The 13,013-nt window shown below is 41.5% G+C and carries 15 protein-coding genes and 1 tRNA gene; 10 read left to right on the forward strand and 6 right to left on the reverse strand.

The genetic code is table 11. From position 1 onward, the window contains the following. The first annotated feature begins 121 nt into the window (after positions 1–121). From GWO68_RS02525 to GWO68_RS02535, 3 genes are all read left to right on the forward strand, one after another. Positions 122–1,276 carry a DNA methyltransferase gene (locus GWO68_RS02525; RefSeq protein ID WP_202923646.1) on the forward strand — a complete coding sequence of 385 codons (1,155 nt, stop codon included), beginning with the start codon at positions 122–124 and terminating at the stop codon, positions 1,274–1,276. Next, a complete protein-coding gene (locus tag GWO68_RS02530; RefSeq protein ID WP_162344844.1) occupies positions 1,266–2,774 on the forward strand; it encodes a TRM11 family SAM-dependent methyltransferase in 1,509 nt (502 codons plus the stop codon). The genes GWO68_RS02525 and GWO68_RS02530 overlap by 11 nt, the downstream gene beginning before the upstream one ends. Before the next feature lie 69 nt (positions 2,775–2,843). Beyond that, on the forward strand, positions 2,844–3,854 hold the full coding sequence (locus tag GWO68_RS02535) for a phospholipase D-like domain-containing protein (RefSeq protein ID WP_202923647.1): 1,011 nt from the start codon (positions 2,844–2,846) through the stop codon (positions 3,852–3,854). A 120-nt stretch (positions 3,855–3,974) separates the two neighbouring features. Here the strand turns inward: GWO68_RS02535 and GWO68_RS02540 are convergent, their stop codons facing one another. Next, entirely contained in the window at positions 3,975–4,202 is a 228-nt protein-coding gene (locus GWO68_RS02540) for a helix-turn-helix domain-containing protein (protein WP_162344846.1), read from the reverse strand. A gap of 113 nt (positions 4,203–4,315) precedes the next feature. Here GWO68_RS02540 and GWO68_RS02545 point away from each other — a divergent pair, with 113 nt between their 5' ends. Together GWO68_RS02545 and GWO68_RS02550 are read left to right on the forward strand one after the other, a co-directional pair. Further along, the gene (locus tag GWO68_RS02545) at positions 4,316–4,729 is read left to right on the forward strand and encodes a hypothetical protein (protein WP_162344847.1); all 414 of its coding nucleotides are present in this window, start codon (positions 4,316–4,318) and stop codon (positions 4,727–4,729) included. A gap of 3 nt (positions 4,730–4,732) precedes the next feature. Beyond that, a complete protein-coding gene (locus tag GWO68_RS02550) occupies positions 4,733–5,203 on the forward strand; it encodes a hypothetical protein (RefSeq protein ID WP_162344848.1) in 471 nt (156 codons plus the stop codon). Positions 5,204–5,295: 92 nt separating this feature from the next. Here GWO68_RS02550 and GWO68_RS02555 read toward each other — a convergent pair whose 3' ends face one another. Next, complete coding sequence (locus GWO68_RS02555) at positions 5,296–6,435, reverse strand: tyrosine-type recombinase/integrase (protein WP_162344849.1); 1,140 nt, start codon at positions 6,433–6,435, stop codon at positions 5,296–5,298. Between the two features lie 72 nt (positions 6,436–6,507). Between GWO68_RS02555 and GWO68_RS02560 the strand changes: the two genes are divergently transcribed. Beyond that, a tRNA-Phe gene (locus GWO68_RS02560) sits at positions 6,508–6,580 on the forward strand. A gap of 177 nt (positions 6,581–6,757) precedes the next feature. After that, positions 6,758–6,964: a hypothetical protein gene (locus GWO68_RS02565; protein WP_162344850.1), complete on the forward strand. Its 207-nt coding sequence runs from the start codon at positions 6,758–6,760 to the stop codon at positions 6,962–6,964. On the opposite strand, the gene GWO68_RS02570 is transcribed toward GWO68_RS02565, so the two are convergent. Further along, a complete protein-coding gene (locus GWO68_RS02570; RefSeq protein ID WP_162344851.1) occupies positions 6,951–8,045 on the reverse strand; it encodes a tetratricopeptide repeat protein in 1,095 nt (364 codons plus the stop codon). The two genes, GWO68_RS02565 and GWO68_RS02570, sit on opposite strands and share 14 nt — an antisense overlap. A gap of 153 nt (positions 8,046–8,198) precedes the next feature. Here GWO68_RS02570 and GWO68_RS02575 point away from each other — a divergent pair, with 153 nt between their 5' ends. From GWO68_RS02575 to GWO68_RS02585, 3 genes are read left to right on the forward strand one after another with little or no spacing between them, the layout of a single operon-like run. After that, on the forward strand, positions 8,199–8,579 hold the full coding sequence (locus GWO68_RS02575) for a phage holin family protein (RefSeq protein WP_235941913.1): 381 nt from the start codon (positions 8,199–8,201) through the stop codon (positions 8,577–8,579). After that, the gene (locus GWO68_RS02580) at positions 8,576–9,163 is read left to right on the forward strand and encodes a hypothetical protein (protein WP_162344852.1); all 588 of its coding nucleotides are present in this window, start codon (positions 8,576–8,578) and stop codon (positions 9,161–9,163) included. Before GWO68_RS02575 ends, GWO68_RS02580 begins: the two co-directional genes overlap by 4 nt. Then, positions 9,153–9,920: a geranylgeranylglyceryl/heptaprenylglyceryl phosphate synthase gene (locus tag GWO68_RS02585; RefSeq protein WP_162344853.1), complete on the forward strand. Its 768-nt coding sequence runs from the start codon at positions 9,153–9,155 to the stop codon at positions 9,918–9,920. The genes GWO68_RS02580 and GWO68_RS02585 overlap by 11 nt, the downstream gene beginning before the upstream one ends. Here GWO68_RS02585 and GWO68_RS02590 read toward each other — a convergent pair. The 3 genes from GWO68_RS02590 to GWO68_RS02600 all read right to left on the reverse strand — a co-directional run bounded on the left by GWO68_RS02590 (position 9,903) and on the right by GWO68_RS02600 (position 12,999). Next, positions 9,903–10,826: an AraC family transcriptional regulator gene (locus GWO68_RS02590; RefSeq protein WP_162344854.1), complete on the reverse strand. Its 924-nt coding sequence runs from the start codon at positions 10,824–10,826 to the stop codon at positions 9,903–9,905. The genes GWO68_RS02585 and GWO68_RS02590 overlap by 18 nt on opposite strands. A gap of 160 nt (positions 10,827–10,986) precedes the next feature. Further along, on the reverse strand, positions 10,987–12,126 hold the full coding sequence (locus GWO68_RS02595) for an acyl-CoA dehydrogenase (RefSeq protein ID WP_162344855.1): 1,140 nt from the start codon (positions 12,124–12,126) through the stop codon (positions 10,987–10,989). Positions 12,127–12,339: 213 nt separating this feature from the next. Then, on the reverse strand, positions 12,340–12,999 hold the full coding sequence (locus GWO68_RS02600) for a zinc metallopeptidase (RefSeq protein WP_162345044.1): 660 nt from the start codon (positions 12,997–12,999) through the stop codon (positions 12,340–12,342). Between the last annotated feature and the right edge of the window lie 14 nt (positions 13,000–13,013).

A 13,013-nucleotide genomic window follows, 5' to 3' on the forward strand; every position in this document is an offset into this window, starting at 1 on the left:
TCCTTAAGCCTTAATCATTCTAGCTTAATTTTGACTACTAAAGCATTTTCGTTAGCATTAATTATGCTAAATTGAGGCTTTTCTAATTGATATATTATTATATAACTATTACATTTTAAAGGTGGATTTATTTTCTGAAGTTGAAGAGTTAGTGCAAGGCTATGAAGCCTTGAGAAATATCAATTGGAACTTTCAAGATTCAATATCTGATACAATACATTCTATACACCCCTATCCTGCAAAATTTATTTCAGATATCCCAAGAGCAGTTCTGAGAGCTCTTCCTATTCCAAAAGACACGATTGTTTTAGATCCTTTTTGTGGTAGTGGTGTCACCTTAGTTGAGGCACAAAGGGCAGGGATAGAGTCTGTTGGTGTAGACCTTAATCCAATAGCTTGTTTGCTCTCGAGAGTAAAGGTAAATATTCTAGACAGAGGCTTCCTCAAATCTGCAGAAAGTGTAATTAGTAATTGCCTTGCTTATGAGGGAGCAATTGAAATACCACTTATCCCTAACTTAGATCATTGGTTTAGAGGGGATGTTCAGGAAGCAATAACACTTATTATAAGAGAGATTAATAGCATAGAGAATCACAATATCCAAGATGCCTTAAGGTTTTGTCTATCAAGCATTATTGTAAAGGTTTCTAATCAAGAGAGTGATACAAGATATGCTGCTATAGAGAAGAATTATAGAAAAGCTGATGTTTTTGACCTGTTTAGTAAAGCAGCTAAAAAGCTTGCGAAAGTAAAAAATGAATCACGATCTATAGTAGCCTCCTCCATCTTAAATAAGAGTTCGTTGACATTGAATGCTAATGACTTTAATAAGAAGATTGGACTTGTCATTACATCACCTCCTTATCCAAATGCCTATGAATATTGGCTCTATCACAAGTATAGAATGTGGTGGTTAGGTTATGACCCTATCGATGTAAAAGAGCAGGAGATTGGAGCAAGAGCACATTATTTCAAGAAGAATCATCAAACAGAGCATGACTTTATCAGGCAAATGAATGAATTGTTCTCATCTCTACAGGAGAACATGATAGATGGGGGCTATGCAGTATTTGTGATAGGGCGTTCTAAAATACATGGTAGAATAATTGAAAACCATAAGATAGTTAAAGAAGCAGGGGAGAATAATGGTTTCGAAGAAGTTTTAACAACAACTAGAGTTATTAAAGCCAGTAGAAAGTCTTTTAATCTTTCCCATGCTAGGATTAAAGAAGAGTATATTGTTGTACTTAAAAAGCGTGGAACTAATGGCAAATAATGAAGTAAATCTCTTCTGGCACAAGTATAAGTTCTTTCCTTACGAGAAGAAATTAGCCATAAGAGAAATTCAGACGTTACTCGTTCCAGAGAGAATAGATGAATATCCTGAAAGAGTAACAGTTACTGCACCTCAAAATAGAAATAACTTAGAAAAGCTAGTATACTTTTCTCATACCCAAACGAATGGAGCCTTAATTGAAACAGAGCAATTCCAATACGAGAATGGAGCAAGAGCTAATATTAGATTAAAGAAGCAAAATACGAGATATTCTGCTCATGGCTTACACGAGTATAAAGGCAAATTCAACCCTCAAGTCGTAAGATCTCTATATAATATCTTTGGCATACAAGAGGGTAGCTTGGTGCTTGATCCTTTTTGTGGTAGTGGCACATCACTAGTTGAAGCTGCTCACCAAAACATTAGAGCAGTTGGTACAGACATTAATCCTTTAGCAGCTTTCATTGCGAATACAAAACTAAATAGTCTTCAGATTAATATTGCTGAGTTAAGAGAAGCAAAAGAGCAGCTATTTAGGAACTACACTACCATAAGAGAGGGATATGAATTACCTGAGCACGATGTTAGGTTAACTTATTTAAATGATTGGTTCCCATACAATATACTTCTAGATATAGAGGCTTTCAGGTTATCAACTAATGACTTGCCAGAGGCACAACGTAATGTGTTTCTAGTAATTGCGAGTAATTTACTAAGAGATTATTCTTTGCAAGAGCCTGGTGACTTGAGAATAAGACGAAGGAGAACTCCTCTTCCAGAAACTCCTTTTAAAGAGGCTCTTTTAACTGCAGTTGAAGGTAGTATAGTTAATTTAGAATCGTTTCAGGTTCAATTTGGCGTCTTAGAAACTGAAAATCATGCACTTAACTTGGACATTCGAAATGCTATCCCTAATGAGAATATAAGAGGTGGATTTGATTTCGCAATCACAAGCCCTCCTTATGCTACAGCTCTACCCTATATTGATACTCAAAGACTAAGTTTAGTATGGCTGGATATGATTTCTGCCAGGGAAATTAAGAATCTAGAAAGCGATTTGATTGGGAGTAGAGAATTTAAGCTTAAAGCTGAAGAGAAAGCTTGGTCTGAGAACTTAGCAACAAATACATTGGATTTGCCAGAAGAAATATATAATTTTTGTTTCAGATTATATTCAATGTTAACCCCTACAGATGGCTTTAGGAAGAAAGCATTGCCTTCACTTTTATACAGATACTTCAAGGATATGTCCTTAGCCTTTACTTCTGTACATAATCTTTTGAATGATGGAGGGCATTTCGCACTGATAGTTGGCCACAATCATACTAAGATAGGTGGTGTTAGAACAGATATAGATACTCCTTACTTTTTGGGAATCCTTGGAGAAAGTCTTGGCTTTCAAATCCATGAGATTACACCATTAGAGGCATACCAACGATATGGTTTAAATGCTTCTAATGCAGTTGAAAAAGAATCACTCATAGTTTTTACAAAATAGCTAAAAATGCAGTTCACCCTTCATCCTAATGTTTATAATACTAGCCCTAGTTCTAAAGGGCTTTTACACATGCTTGAACAAGTTTGGGTTAGAGATAGGGAGCCTGGAGATGGTACAAATTATATCATCTCTGGCTTCTCAAACTACAATGGAGGGGTAAGATTCTATGAAATATTCAAGCAGCATATAGACAATGGGGGCCAGTGTATTGCAATATTGGGAGGCAGCACCTCTCAAAGGCTTTCAAGTATCCAAGTAGTTGAGCAACTACTTGAGGTAGGCTGCAAAGTTTATCTGATTAACAGAAAGAGGATTCTACATGCAAAGTGCTATGGCTTTAGTACTAACAATGAACAAGGAGTAGTTATATCTTCTGGCAACTTCACAGGCCCTGGAATGTCACAAAATATTGAGGCATCAATGTTAGTAAAAGGCAGCCATGTGCAAGAATTAAACTTCTCTTGGAACGACTTAATCAATAACATGTTGAGTCAAAACTGGAGTATTTACGAACCAACCTTAGCAGATAGAACTCATCCTGCTTGGCAGCTGCTATATGATGAAATAGGTACAAGTGTAAGATTAGAAGATGCGCAGGAAGTAACAATGCTATTAACCTTAAGCCATGCTGATACTGCTCGCATACAGGCTGCCCCTGGCACTACAGCAGGAAAAGGAACACAGTATTTCTGGTTAAGTAAAGATTCCTATGACTTCTTTCCTGCATTAACGATAAGAAATGAACGAGGGCATAAGGCAACCTACTCTGCATTAATCAACATGAATTATGTTGACTTAGGTATAGTTGATAATGAATGTAGAGTAACATTTGAGGCAGAGAATAATTTAGACTTTAGGTTAGGTACTGGTAAGTTAAGATACTCTAGGATTGCTCGTTCAGGTGACCTTGCAGCGATTACAAGAATTAGTGAGTTTGATTATGAGCTAAGGGTTCTACCAATTGGATCGAACGCTTATACTGAGTTACTCCCTTATGCTGTCAACTTTATAGGGCATCAAGGGAAAAGATATGGCTATATCTCAAATGAAGACTTTAGCAATATTTTAACTAATTCATAGCTTCTAAACCATTTTAGATTAATTACCCCAGAGTAGCTCCTGTTGCATACACTACACTTTATATTGTAAACATGCACATAAATTAGAGTTGTAATGTGCTCTTGAGCTGGTTAATATTTATTAAAACCCCTCAGAAAAGAATTCCTGTAAAGTCATTTTATGAATGGCTAGCACCCTCAGTAGGGTTCGCATAGTCAAATTAGCTTCCCCCTTCTCCAGTCGCCAGTATTGCATCCTACCTAGCTCATGGTCCAATGCAAAGGATTCGTAGCTACTGTAGCCCTTCTCGATTCGAATTGCTTTCAGCCTATCGCCTATAGCTTTCAGTATCTCTTCTTCGCTCTTCATAGGGCGAAAGTTGAGAGTTATCCAGCTTTAGTATTACACCATACATTTTAACACCATATATGGTGTATAATACATGTTTAATATTTACTTTTAATTCAACTAATATACCAATCATGATTAAAAGGATAACCTTTACACTCATTCTGACACTTACACTTCTAGCATCAGCTCAAAGTCAAAACCTCATAGGCTATACCAAAGAAGAAGTGAAAGCTTATGTTGCAGAAAACGAACCCAATTATACCTTAACTGGAGACAGAGAAGGAGTTGGTCTAATTTACAAAGTGGATAATGAACCTCATCAGGGCTGCATTTTCCTCATAGAGGAGAACGATTTGTGCTACTCACTTCAAGTTGCCTTCCCCTACAATAAGCTAAATTCAGTAATCAATGATCTGAATTCAAATTATGTCAAGCTGAGCTCATATGAATGGCTTGAACATTCTGAATCAATGATATACAAACTTAATCTCATTCGAGAAAGCTCATTCTTCATTATCCAGCGATCAATACACAAAATAAAGTAGCCCATGAAAATCAACAGATTATTACTGATCATTGTATTGTTAACATTTAGTACTATAGTAAAAGCACAAAGCGTAAGTGAAACACTAAAGTACATAAATGAGAAGCTCAATCAGACCACTGATGTAATGCAACAGGGGCAGAAGTTTAAGTGGATTGTTTCTAGTGATGGTAAGCTTACACGCACTCTATACCATCGTAATGGCTCAGTAGTCTATACTAATACAATTTATTTAAAAGAGCTATGTGTAAAGCCAGAATGTATAAGGGAAGACACAATGGATCCTATTAGTCAGGGAGACAAGCCTAAAATAGTGTATACCTTCGCAACACCCAATAGCTCAAATGCAAAGCCATTCAGGATATTCATGGACGACAATGCAGATAGCTATAAGGTAAAGAATGCAGTTATACATCTTGTTAAGCTAGCTCAAAACAACAAGAGTTATAAGCAGAAAGACCCCTTCGATTATTAACAGACAGAACTATTCATCTATAGATGTATGTGATTTCAAAAGAACCTAAAACCTCTTTATCGTGCCTTTGAGTCAATATGCCAAAGTAAACATTATAGTTCCAGTAGCTCAGGCATGACAGAATGATCAATCTGAATCATACCAAGGCTTCGTAGATAGGTCAAGCTAGTAGTTAGGCTAGTGTGGCCTAGGAGTTGTTGCAGCAGCTTCAGATTTTGTGTTCTGCCAAACACATTCACAGAGGCAGCATGGCGAAAGCTATAAAGGGTCTGGTTGACATTAATTAATCTTTTCAGCAGCATCTTATTCTTTGCCCTCGACCACATCGTGTTAAAATAAGATTCATTGTAAGGTACGCCTGTTCCAGAAACAATATAATTGTCTGGCTGCAGCTGGTCTACTCCTCTTCTCTGGAGTTCTTCCCTTACATATACTGGCACAGGCATGGTTCTGATTCTGCCACTCTTGTTTTCGCTGCCCTCTAATGTAAGCTGAGAAAGCGTTTTATTAAAGTGCCTTCGCTGCAGCAATCTGATCTCCTGATGAGGGCGCAGCAGCACGCCATACATCAGCAAAGCGCATAGAAACAGATTAGGGTAGTGCTCCTGGAGAAAAGGCAGTACTTTGGAAAGCTGATCAGGAGTATAAGCCTGATGTAGGACAGCCTTAGCCTTTCGCTTAGAGGTAGCTAGCACAGGATTGGACTGGCAGTATCCCTGTTTAACCAGTTTGGAGAACACAGCAGCCAACGTCCTGCGTTTGTTCTGGTAATAGGTTCCTGAAGAGGAAAACTGCTGCAGGAAGCGTTCTATATCTGCTGAGGTGACTTGGCTGGTTAGTATGTGCTGTTTGCCCTCTGCCTCTATAAACTCTTTAAACTTCTCCTTCACACTTGTTATATCACGTTTATAGGTCCTGCTATAGGCACTAGTCTCCACTTCCTTAACTATTCGCGCCAATAGCTCTACTAAAGACAAATGCACAGGTTTAGGGAGTGGCTGAGATTGTTTGGCTTCTGGTGTCCATCCTTTGAGCAAAGTGCGTGTATACTCCCTCAGAAGCCGCTTAAGTAGGCGCCCCCTTTCTGTGTGGGTTTTCGAAGTGTTGGGAAAGCAGCTTATATTGATGGCCTTCCCATTATAATAGCGACAGCGCCTGCCATTAAAGTAGAAGCTGATAAAGCCACGCTGCGTTAAATCAGTTGGGTTGTAAATCTGTGGGTCAGTGAACATAAGACAATAAACTTTAAGGTTACTGTCTCATCTGTTGTCTCACAGTGGGAAATATAGGCTAAAAAGTGCCCTGGTGATGTAGCTCAGTTGGTAGAGCAAAGGACTGAAAATCCTTGTGTCGTTGGTTCGATTCCAATCATCACCACAGCAAAACCCTTGTCAGAAACGGCAAGGGTTTTTTGTTTTATAGGCTTTTCAGTTTTATAGTTACCTAACTATAGTTTGCCTTATCCTACTCTATATCTTTTTGCTTATATTGTTTCTGCATCTATACTATAGATTAAAGTTATTTGATGCGTTTATACTTTGATCACCTATACTTATGGATACGATCTTCTGGATTTGCGTGCAATTGATGGTGATGGGTGCGAAGCTATTAGGAATAAGTTACCAGCAGCTGAATGTGATTCTGTTTGTTATACTTCACCCGGCGCTAACTATAGTTTTCTGGTACCAGTACAGGCGCTACAAACGAAAGTATAAACTGGCCATTACCAATTCAGACCAAATTATAGTTAATAACAATTAGCCCTTAGCTCCAGCAACGCAGCCGAATAGCCCAGGTCATAAGCATTGCCAAAATAGATACACGCCGAATCGGGCTCCTGCAATTCCAGTTTTGTTCTCCCCATCAGGTAATGCACTCTTCCGTTGTCATTATCTATGGCCAGGGCGCGGCGATAATCATGCTCCGATAGTTTCCAGGCTTCTATTTTATAATACCCGAATCCGCGGTAGGTTAAGGCTGCAATTCTTTTGTCTTTGGCTGTGCCGTAACGCAGGTAGGTTGATAAGTCGCTAAGGGCTGGTTTATACTTTTGTAAATAGAATAACCGCACCTCGCCGCGGGCCAGGTAAGCATCCCAAAGTTTTTCGTTTAAAAGTATAGCTTTGCTTAGGTCGGCTTCGGCTTGCTGGTAACTCGATAAATGCTGCTTACTAACACCCCGCATAAAGTATACTTCCGCCGATGGTTTTTCTTCCAGGGCTATAGCTTGATTAAAGTCTTGCAGAGCAGCTTCGTAATCCTCAAATACAGTTAACTCCAGTCGGCCTCTCTCTTTGTAAGCTGCGGTGTGTTTTGGCTTAAACTGAATGGCATCCGACAGCATCCGGTGCGCACTACTGTATTTACCATCTGCTATATAAGTTAAAGCTGTTTTATACTTATCTTCCCCTGATATGTGGTCCATTACCACCTTTAATAACAGACTGAACAAAAGTATACCGCCTACAAAGGAAATAGTGATGTACAGGTCTTTGCGTGAGAACCTGCGCTCTTCAGTGCGGATGTTATGGTAATAGCGTTCCGAAACCGGGGCAGGTTCGCGGGTCTGGCGGTAGCGTTGGTTATAGTAGGGCTGGTATTGCTGCACCACGCGTTGCCGCTCGCGCAGGTATTGCAGTTTAAGGTCGTAGCGGGCACGCTTGCCCGGGTTCGATAAGGTTTGATAGGCCGTATTTACCAGCTTGAACTTATCTTCGGCTGCTCTATTTCCGGGGTTTTTATCCGGGTGGTACTTTATGGCCAGTTTTTTATACGCCTGCTTTACCTCTTGCTGCGTGGCAGCCGGGCTAATGCCAAGTACAGTATAAAAATTCTGCTCCAACGTGTAAATGTGTTATAAAACTAAACCAGCCCCAAAGGTAATTAAAACACTTTTTGGCCATTAGTGTATATTAGGTACCAATGTAATTATACTTTACGTAAATATTTGAATACACCTGCGTATACAGGGTAAGCAATTAACAAGCTAAAAACTATGGCGATGCAAGATAACGGCACAAAAGAAAAAAGCACGCATATTGTCGAGAACCTGATGGGGTACATCGACACGCGTATCGATATTATACGATTAGAAATTCAGGAAAAGCTAAAGGCCTCGTTTGTAGGTATAACCCACGGTGTGCTACTCGGTCTGGTAGGCTTTATGTGCCTCATATTTGTTAACATTTTTCTGGGCCTGCTGCTAAACCATCTCCTCGACAGCACGTTTTGGGGGTTCGGCATCATTGCCTTAGTTTATGTGGTGCTATTAGTTATACTTGTAGTTGGGTTAGATAAAAAAATGTTCCAGGGCATGGCCGACAAAACGTTCGACAATACAATTTACAAAACAGATAAAAGAGAAAAAACTATATGAGTGACCTTAACAATCCTTTGTTCGACAGCCAGCGGGAGTTTCTGGAGCGTCAGAAAGAAGAGTATAAACATGCGCTGATGGGCGACGTGGAGCAGATAAAAACCCAGGGCCAGGAAATAGGCAAAAAAGTAGCGATAGCAGGTGGCGTAGTGCTGGCCGGTTACTTGCTGAAGCGTGCATTTACGAGCGATAAAAAAAAAGCCCCAAAAGTAGCTAAAACTAAAAAGGGCAAAGCTGCTCATGCAGCAACCGGCACTATACCTGTATCGCACCCGATCCCGGATTATGATCCTATTTTGCATACCCCTGTTACCGATTTCGTAGCTGAACAACAAGAGCCGGCCAAAAAGGGAAAAAAACCAAAGCAAAAATCCGGACCAGGCATGGTGCAAAGCTTTTTGCGATCTGACCTTGCCCGCACGATGGCCATGGAAGGCGTAGCGCTACTGGTTGCCTATATTGCTAAAAAGGGTGCTGACCAAATGCAAAATCAATCTAAAAATAACGATATTGCAGCAAAAGCTGTTCCGGCTACCGAAGCAGACCCTATAGTACAAAGCGCCTCAGAAAAGCATGCCATTTAACATTCTTCGCGAAACACAGCAGACCAGACGCACCGGCAGAAAACATTTTGCCGTATTGCTAGACCCCGATAACCTGGACGAAGCAAGCTGTCTGCAACTGCTGCACTTAAGCGAAGCAAGCCACGTCGATTTCTTTTTTGTTGGTGGCAGCCTGATTACTACCGAAAACCAGGCAACTATAGTTCAATTGATAAAACAGCATAGCCGCATTCCGGTTATACTTTTCCCGAGCAACAGTCTGCACATCGATAAACAAGCCGATGGCATCCTGTTGCTTTCTTTAATTTCGGGCCGCAACCCTGATTTCCTGATTGGCCAGCACGTACTTTCAGCTCCAATTCTTAAAGCCAGCAACCTGCACGTTTACCCAACCGGCTACATGCTTGTAGACTGCGGCCGCCAGACCACGGCAAGTTACATGAGTGGTACCACACCTATCCCTTATGACAAACCAACTATAGCCAGCTGCACTGCCATGGCCGGCGAACTGCTTGGGCTAAAGTATATGTATTTAGATGGTGGCAGCGGTGCGGCCAAGCCAGTGAGTGCGGAAATGATAACAGCCGTTTGCGAAGCCGTAGACGTGCCGGTTATAGTTGGTGGCGGCATTAACACTGCCGAAAAAGCAAAAGCAGCTTTGGAGGCAGGTGCCGATGTACTAGTGGTAGGTAACCATATAGAAAAAAACCCCGGCTTTCTGGCCGAGGTTTCTTCAGTAGTCAATTCTTATAATCTTACCTTAGATGTTCATCGCTGATTCGCGACGACGCATCTTACCGGCAGGAATACCGAACATCATCTTAAAGCGACGGCAGAAGTAAGCGGTATCTTTGTAACCAACTTCTTTACCAATTTCGCGGATGCTCTTCTTAGTAGTTCTTAACAGGAACACGGCACGCTCCATACGCTGGTACTCGATGTAATCCTGAGGGTTTATACCGGTCAGCATTTTAAAATACTGGCCTACATAATCCTCTGATACGTTCGCAACGTTTGAAAGCACTTTGTTCGAAAGATCGCCACCAATGTTCTCCTTAATGTAGTTGAACAGGTCTATCAGGCGCGGATCTTTAAAGTAGGTGCTGTTGGTTGCCAGCTGCTCCACAAACATTCTGTTACGAAGAATGTGGCGCACAACTTCTACAACAATGTTCTCAGTATAGATATTGATCAGACGCTCTCTGCCTGGCAGGTCCTGCATGCTCTCTTCTACCACTTTTATCACCAGGTTGGCCAGTTTGTTGTTTCCTGAGATCAGGAAAGCAGGCACATCTAGGGATGCAAAGAAGTTTACAGAGTCAAACACCTTCGCCTCGAACGAAACAAAGCTGTGGCTTTCTTCCGCATCTCCAATCAGGTCAAGATCGCTGTTATTCTTAAAGAATTTCTCTTTATTCGTGATCAGGTCATCGTTAGAGATTACTTTGCCTTCACTAGAGCCATATCTAACACGTGTGCTACGGCCTCCCGGAATAAACAGCAGTTCCCCCTCTTCTACCGCTTGCTCCTCATCGCCGAAGGATATACTGCCTTTATGAAGCAGTATTAGGTTGTTGCCAACATCGTAGTAATTGCGAACCGTAAACGGCTGCTGCAATACCAGATTCTTAGCCTTAATGAACCGCACCCCAAGCGATTCAATAATTTTATTGTAATCTTCCATTGTGTAACCAACTAACTTTTTATACTATAAACCCGTTAATTATGGCTTAAAGCTAAGACTAATCTTTATAAAATTCAAATTAAATTTTAAAATTAAATTTTAATTCGGAAAATCCTATAGATAGCCTAAGCTGCACAGAAACACATTTTTACAGAGAATTCTACTTAAGCAGTTCTCTTGATATTACTATTTTCTGTATCTCTGAAGTACCTTCGTATATCTGTGTAATTTTTGCATCGCGCATCAGACGCTCTACATGGTACTCTTTCACGAAACCGTATCCGCCGTGTACCTGCACTGCTTCTATAGTTGTATCCATTGCTACTTTTGATGCAAATAATTTTGCCATAGCGCCAGACTTACCATAGTCAGCATGTGTGTCTTTGTCGTAAGCAGCCTGCAGGCAAAGCAGACGTGCCGCTTCAATGTTGGTAGCCATATCAGCCAGCTTAAACTGTATTGCCTGGTGCTTCGCGATCTCTACACCAAATGCCTTACGCTCTTTAGAATACTTAACCGCCAGCTCATACGCGCCAGATGCTATACCCAGCGCCTGCGAAGCGATACCGATACGACCACCAGACAGCGTAGACATAGCGAACTTAAAGCCGAAGCCATCTTCACCGATGCGATTTTCTTTTGGCACCTTCACGTCCGTAAACATCAAAGAGTGTGTGTCAGAGCCACGGATACCCAGTTTATTTTCTTTCGGTCCGATCTCGAAGCCAGGCATGCCACGCTCAACTATAAGCGCGTTAATACCACGGTGACCTTTGGCTACATCTGTCTGAGCGATAACCAGGTAAACAGAAGCTGTGCTACCATTCGTAATCCAGTTCTTAGTACCGTTTAGCAGGTAATGGTCGCCCATATCTATAGCGGTAGTGCGCTGCGATGTAGCATCAGAACCAGCTTCCGGCTCCGATAAACAGAACGCACCAATAATCTCACCAGTAGCCAGGCGGGTCAGGTATTTCTGCTTTTGCTCTTCTGATCCGTATTTCTCAAGGCCCCAGCAAACAAGCGAGTTGTTAACCGACATTACAACAGAAGCAGAAGCGTCTATTTTAGAGATCTCTTCCATCGCCAGCACATAAGAGATGGTATCCATACCGCCACCGCCGTACTTCGGGTCCACCATCATCCCCAAAAAGCCAAGCTCACCCATTTTTTTGATCTGCTCTGCCGGGAATTTTTGGTGCTCATCACGCTCAATTACACCAGGCAATAGTTCTGTCTGTGCAAATTCGCGGGCAGCTTCCTGTACTGCCAGGTGTTCTTCTGTTAACTGAAAGTTCATATTATGTATATAATAACTATTGTAGAACGAAAACTTTTCAGGTACAAAACTATAAAATACAACAATATAATTTTAACCGGACTACTAATAAATGTTTATTGTTCCGCAATCGGTCAGTATTAAAAGCTTTAACAGTAAGTATAGAGGGAAATAAAAACGCCACCCGCAGAATGGAAGAGGGTGGCGTTATACTTATACGAGACAAATTATAATTTAGTCGCGACGCCCCATTAATAAGGAGCCGTAGTATAATAACGTGGCCAGTGAGCCAAGCGCAGCTACCACATAGGTTAAGGCGGCCCATTTAAGTGCATCTTTAGCCATACCATATTCCTGCTGGGTTACAATTCCATTTGAACTGATCCAGGCCAGGGCGCGCTTACTGGCATCGAACTCTACCGGCAGGGTTATAAAACTGAATAGCGTAGTTAAGCCAAACAGCGCTACACCTATAGCTAATGGCACCGGCGTAGACTGCAGCATTAAAATACCGATCAGCAGAATCCATTGCATGTAGCGCGAAGCTATACTTAGCGCCGGCACCATGGCTGAACGGAACTTCAGGAAACTATAGGCTTTGGCGTGCTGTACCGCGTGGCCACATTCGTGGGCTGCTACTGCTGCTGCTGCCGCACTGCGAGCCTCATACACATACTCGCTAAGGTTTACTGTTTTATCCGTTGGGTTGTAGTGGTCTGTTAATCTACCTGCCACCGATATTACGCGCACGTCTGTAATGCCATTGTCGGCTAGCATTTGCTCTGCTATTTCGCGTCCGGTCATGCCGGAACTTAGCGGCAGTTGAGAGTATTGCTTAAACTTGCTTTTTAACCGCCAGCTCACAAGCCAGCTTGCAAGCATAATCGCGATCATTATTATCCATATAC

The sequence above is a fragment of the Pontibacter fetidus genome (genome assembly GCF_010119545.1).
GTDB classification, from domain to species: Bacteria; Bacteroidota; Bacteroidia; order Cytophagales; family Hymenobacteraceae; genus Pontibacter; species Pontibacter fetidus.

Coding starts and splice junctions, on each gene's coding strand:
- GWO68_RS02530 (WP_162344844.1), top strand. CDS start 1,266: ATGGCAAATAATGAAGTAAATCTCTTCTGGCACAAGTATAAGTTCTTT.
- GWO68_RS02535 (WP_202923647.1), top strand. CDS start 2,844: ATGCTTGAACAAGTTTGGGTTAGAGATAGGGAGCCTGGAGATGGTACA.
- GWO68_RS02540 (WP_162344846.1), bottom strand. CDS start 4,202: ATGAAGAGCGAAGAAGAGATACTGAAAGCTATAGGCGATAGGCTGAAA.
- GWO68_RS02545 (WP_162344847.1), top strand. CDS start 4,316: ATGATTAAAAGGATAACCTTTACACTCATTCTGACACTTACACTTCTA.
- GWO68_RS02550 (WP_162344848.1), top strand. CDS start 4,733: ATGAAAATCAACAGATTATTACTGATCATTGTATTGTTAACATTTAGT.
- GWO68_RS02555 (WP_162344849.1), bottom strand. CDS start 6,435: ATGTTCACTGACCCACAGATTTACAACCCAACTGATTTAACGCAGCGT.
- GWO68_RS02565 (WP_162344850.1), top strand. CDS start 6,758: ATGGATACGATCTTCTGGATTTGCGTGCAATTGATGGTGATGGGTGCG.
- GWO68_RS02575 (WP_235941913.1), top strand. CDS start 8,199: ATGGCGATGCAAGATAACGGCACAAAAGAAAAAAGCACGCATATTGTC.
- GWO68_RS02580 (WP_162344852.1), top strand. CDS start 8,576: ATGAGTGACCTTAACAATCCTTTGTTCGACAGCCAGCGGGAGTTTCTG.
- GWO68_RS02585 (WP_162344853.1), top strand. CDS start 9,153: ATGCCATTTAACATTCTTCGCGAAACACAGCAGACCAGACGCACCGGC.
- GWO68_RS02590 (WP_162344854.1), bottom strand. CDS start 10,826: ATGGAAGATTACAATAAAATTATTGAATCGCTTGGGGTGCGGTTCATT.
- GWO68_RS02595 (WP_162344855.1), bottom strand. CDS start 12,126: ATGAACTTTCAGTTAACAGAAGAACACCTGGCAGTACAGGAAGCTGCC.
- GWO68_RS02600 (WP_162345044.1), bottom strand. CDS start 12,999: ATGATCGCGATTATGCTTGCAAGCTGGCTTGTGAGCTGGCGGTTAAAA.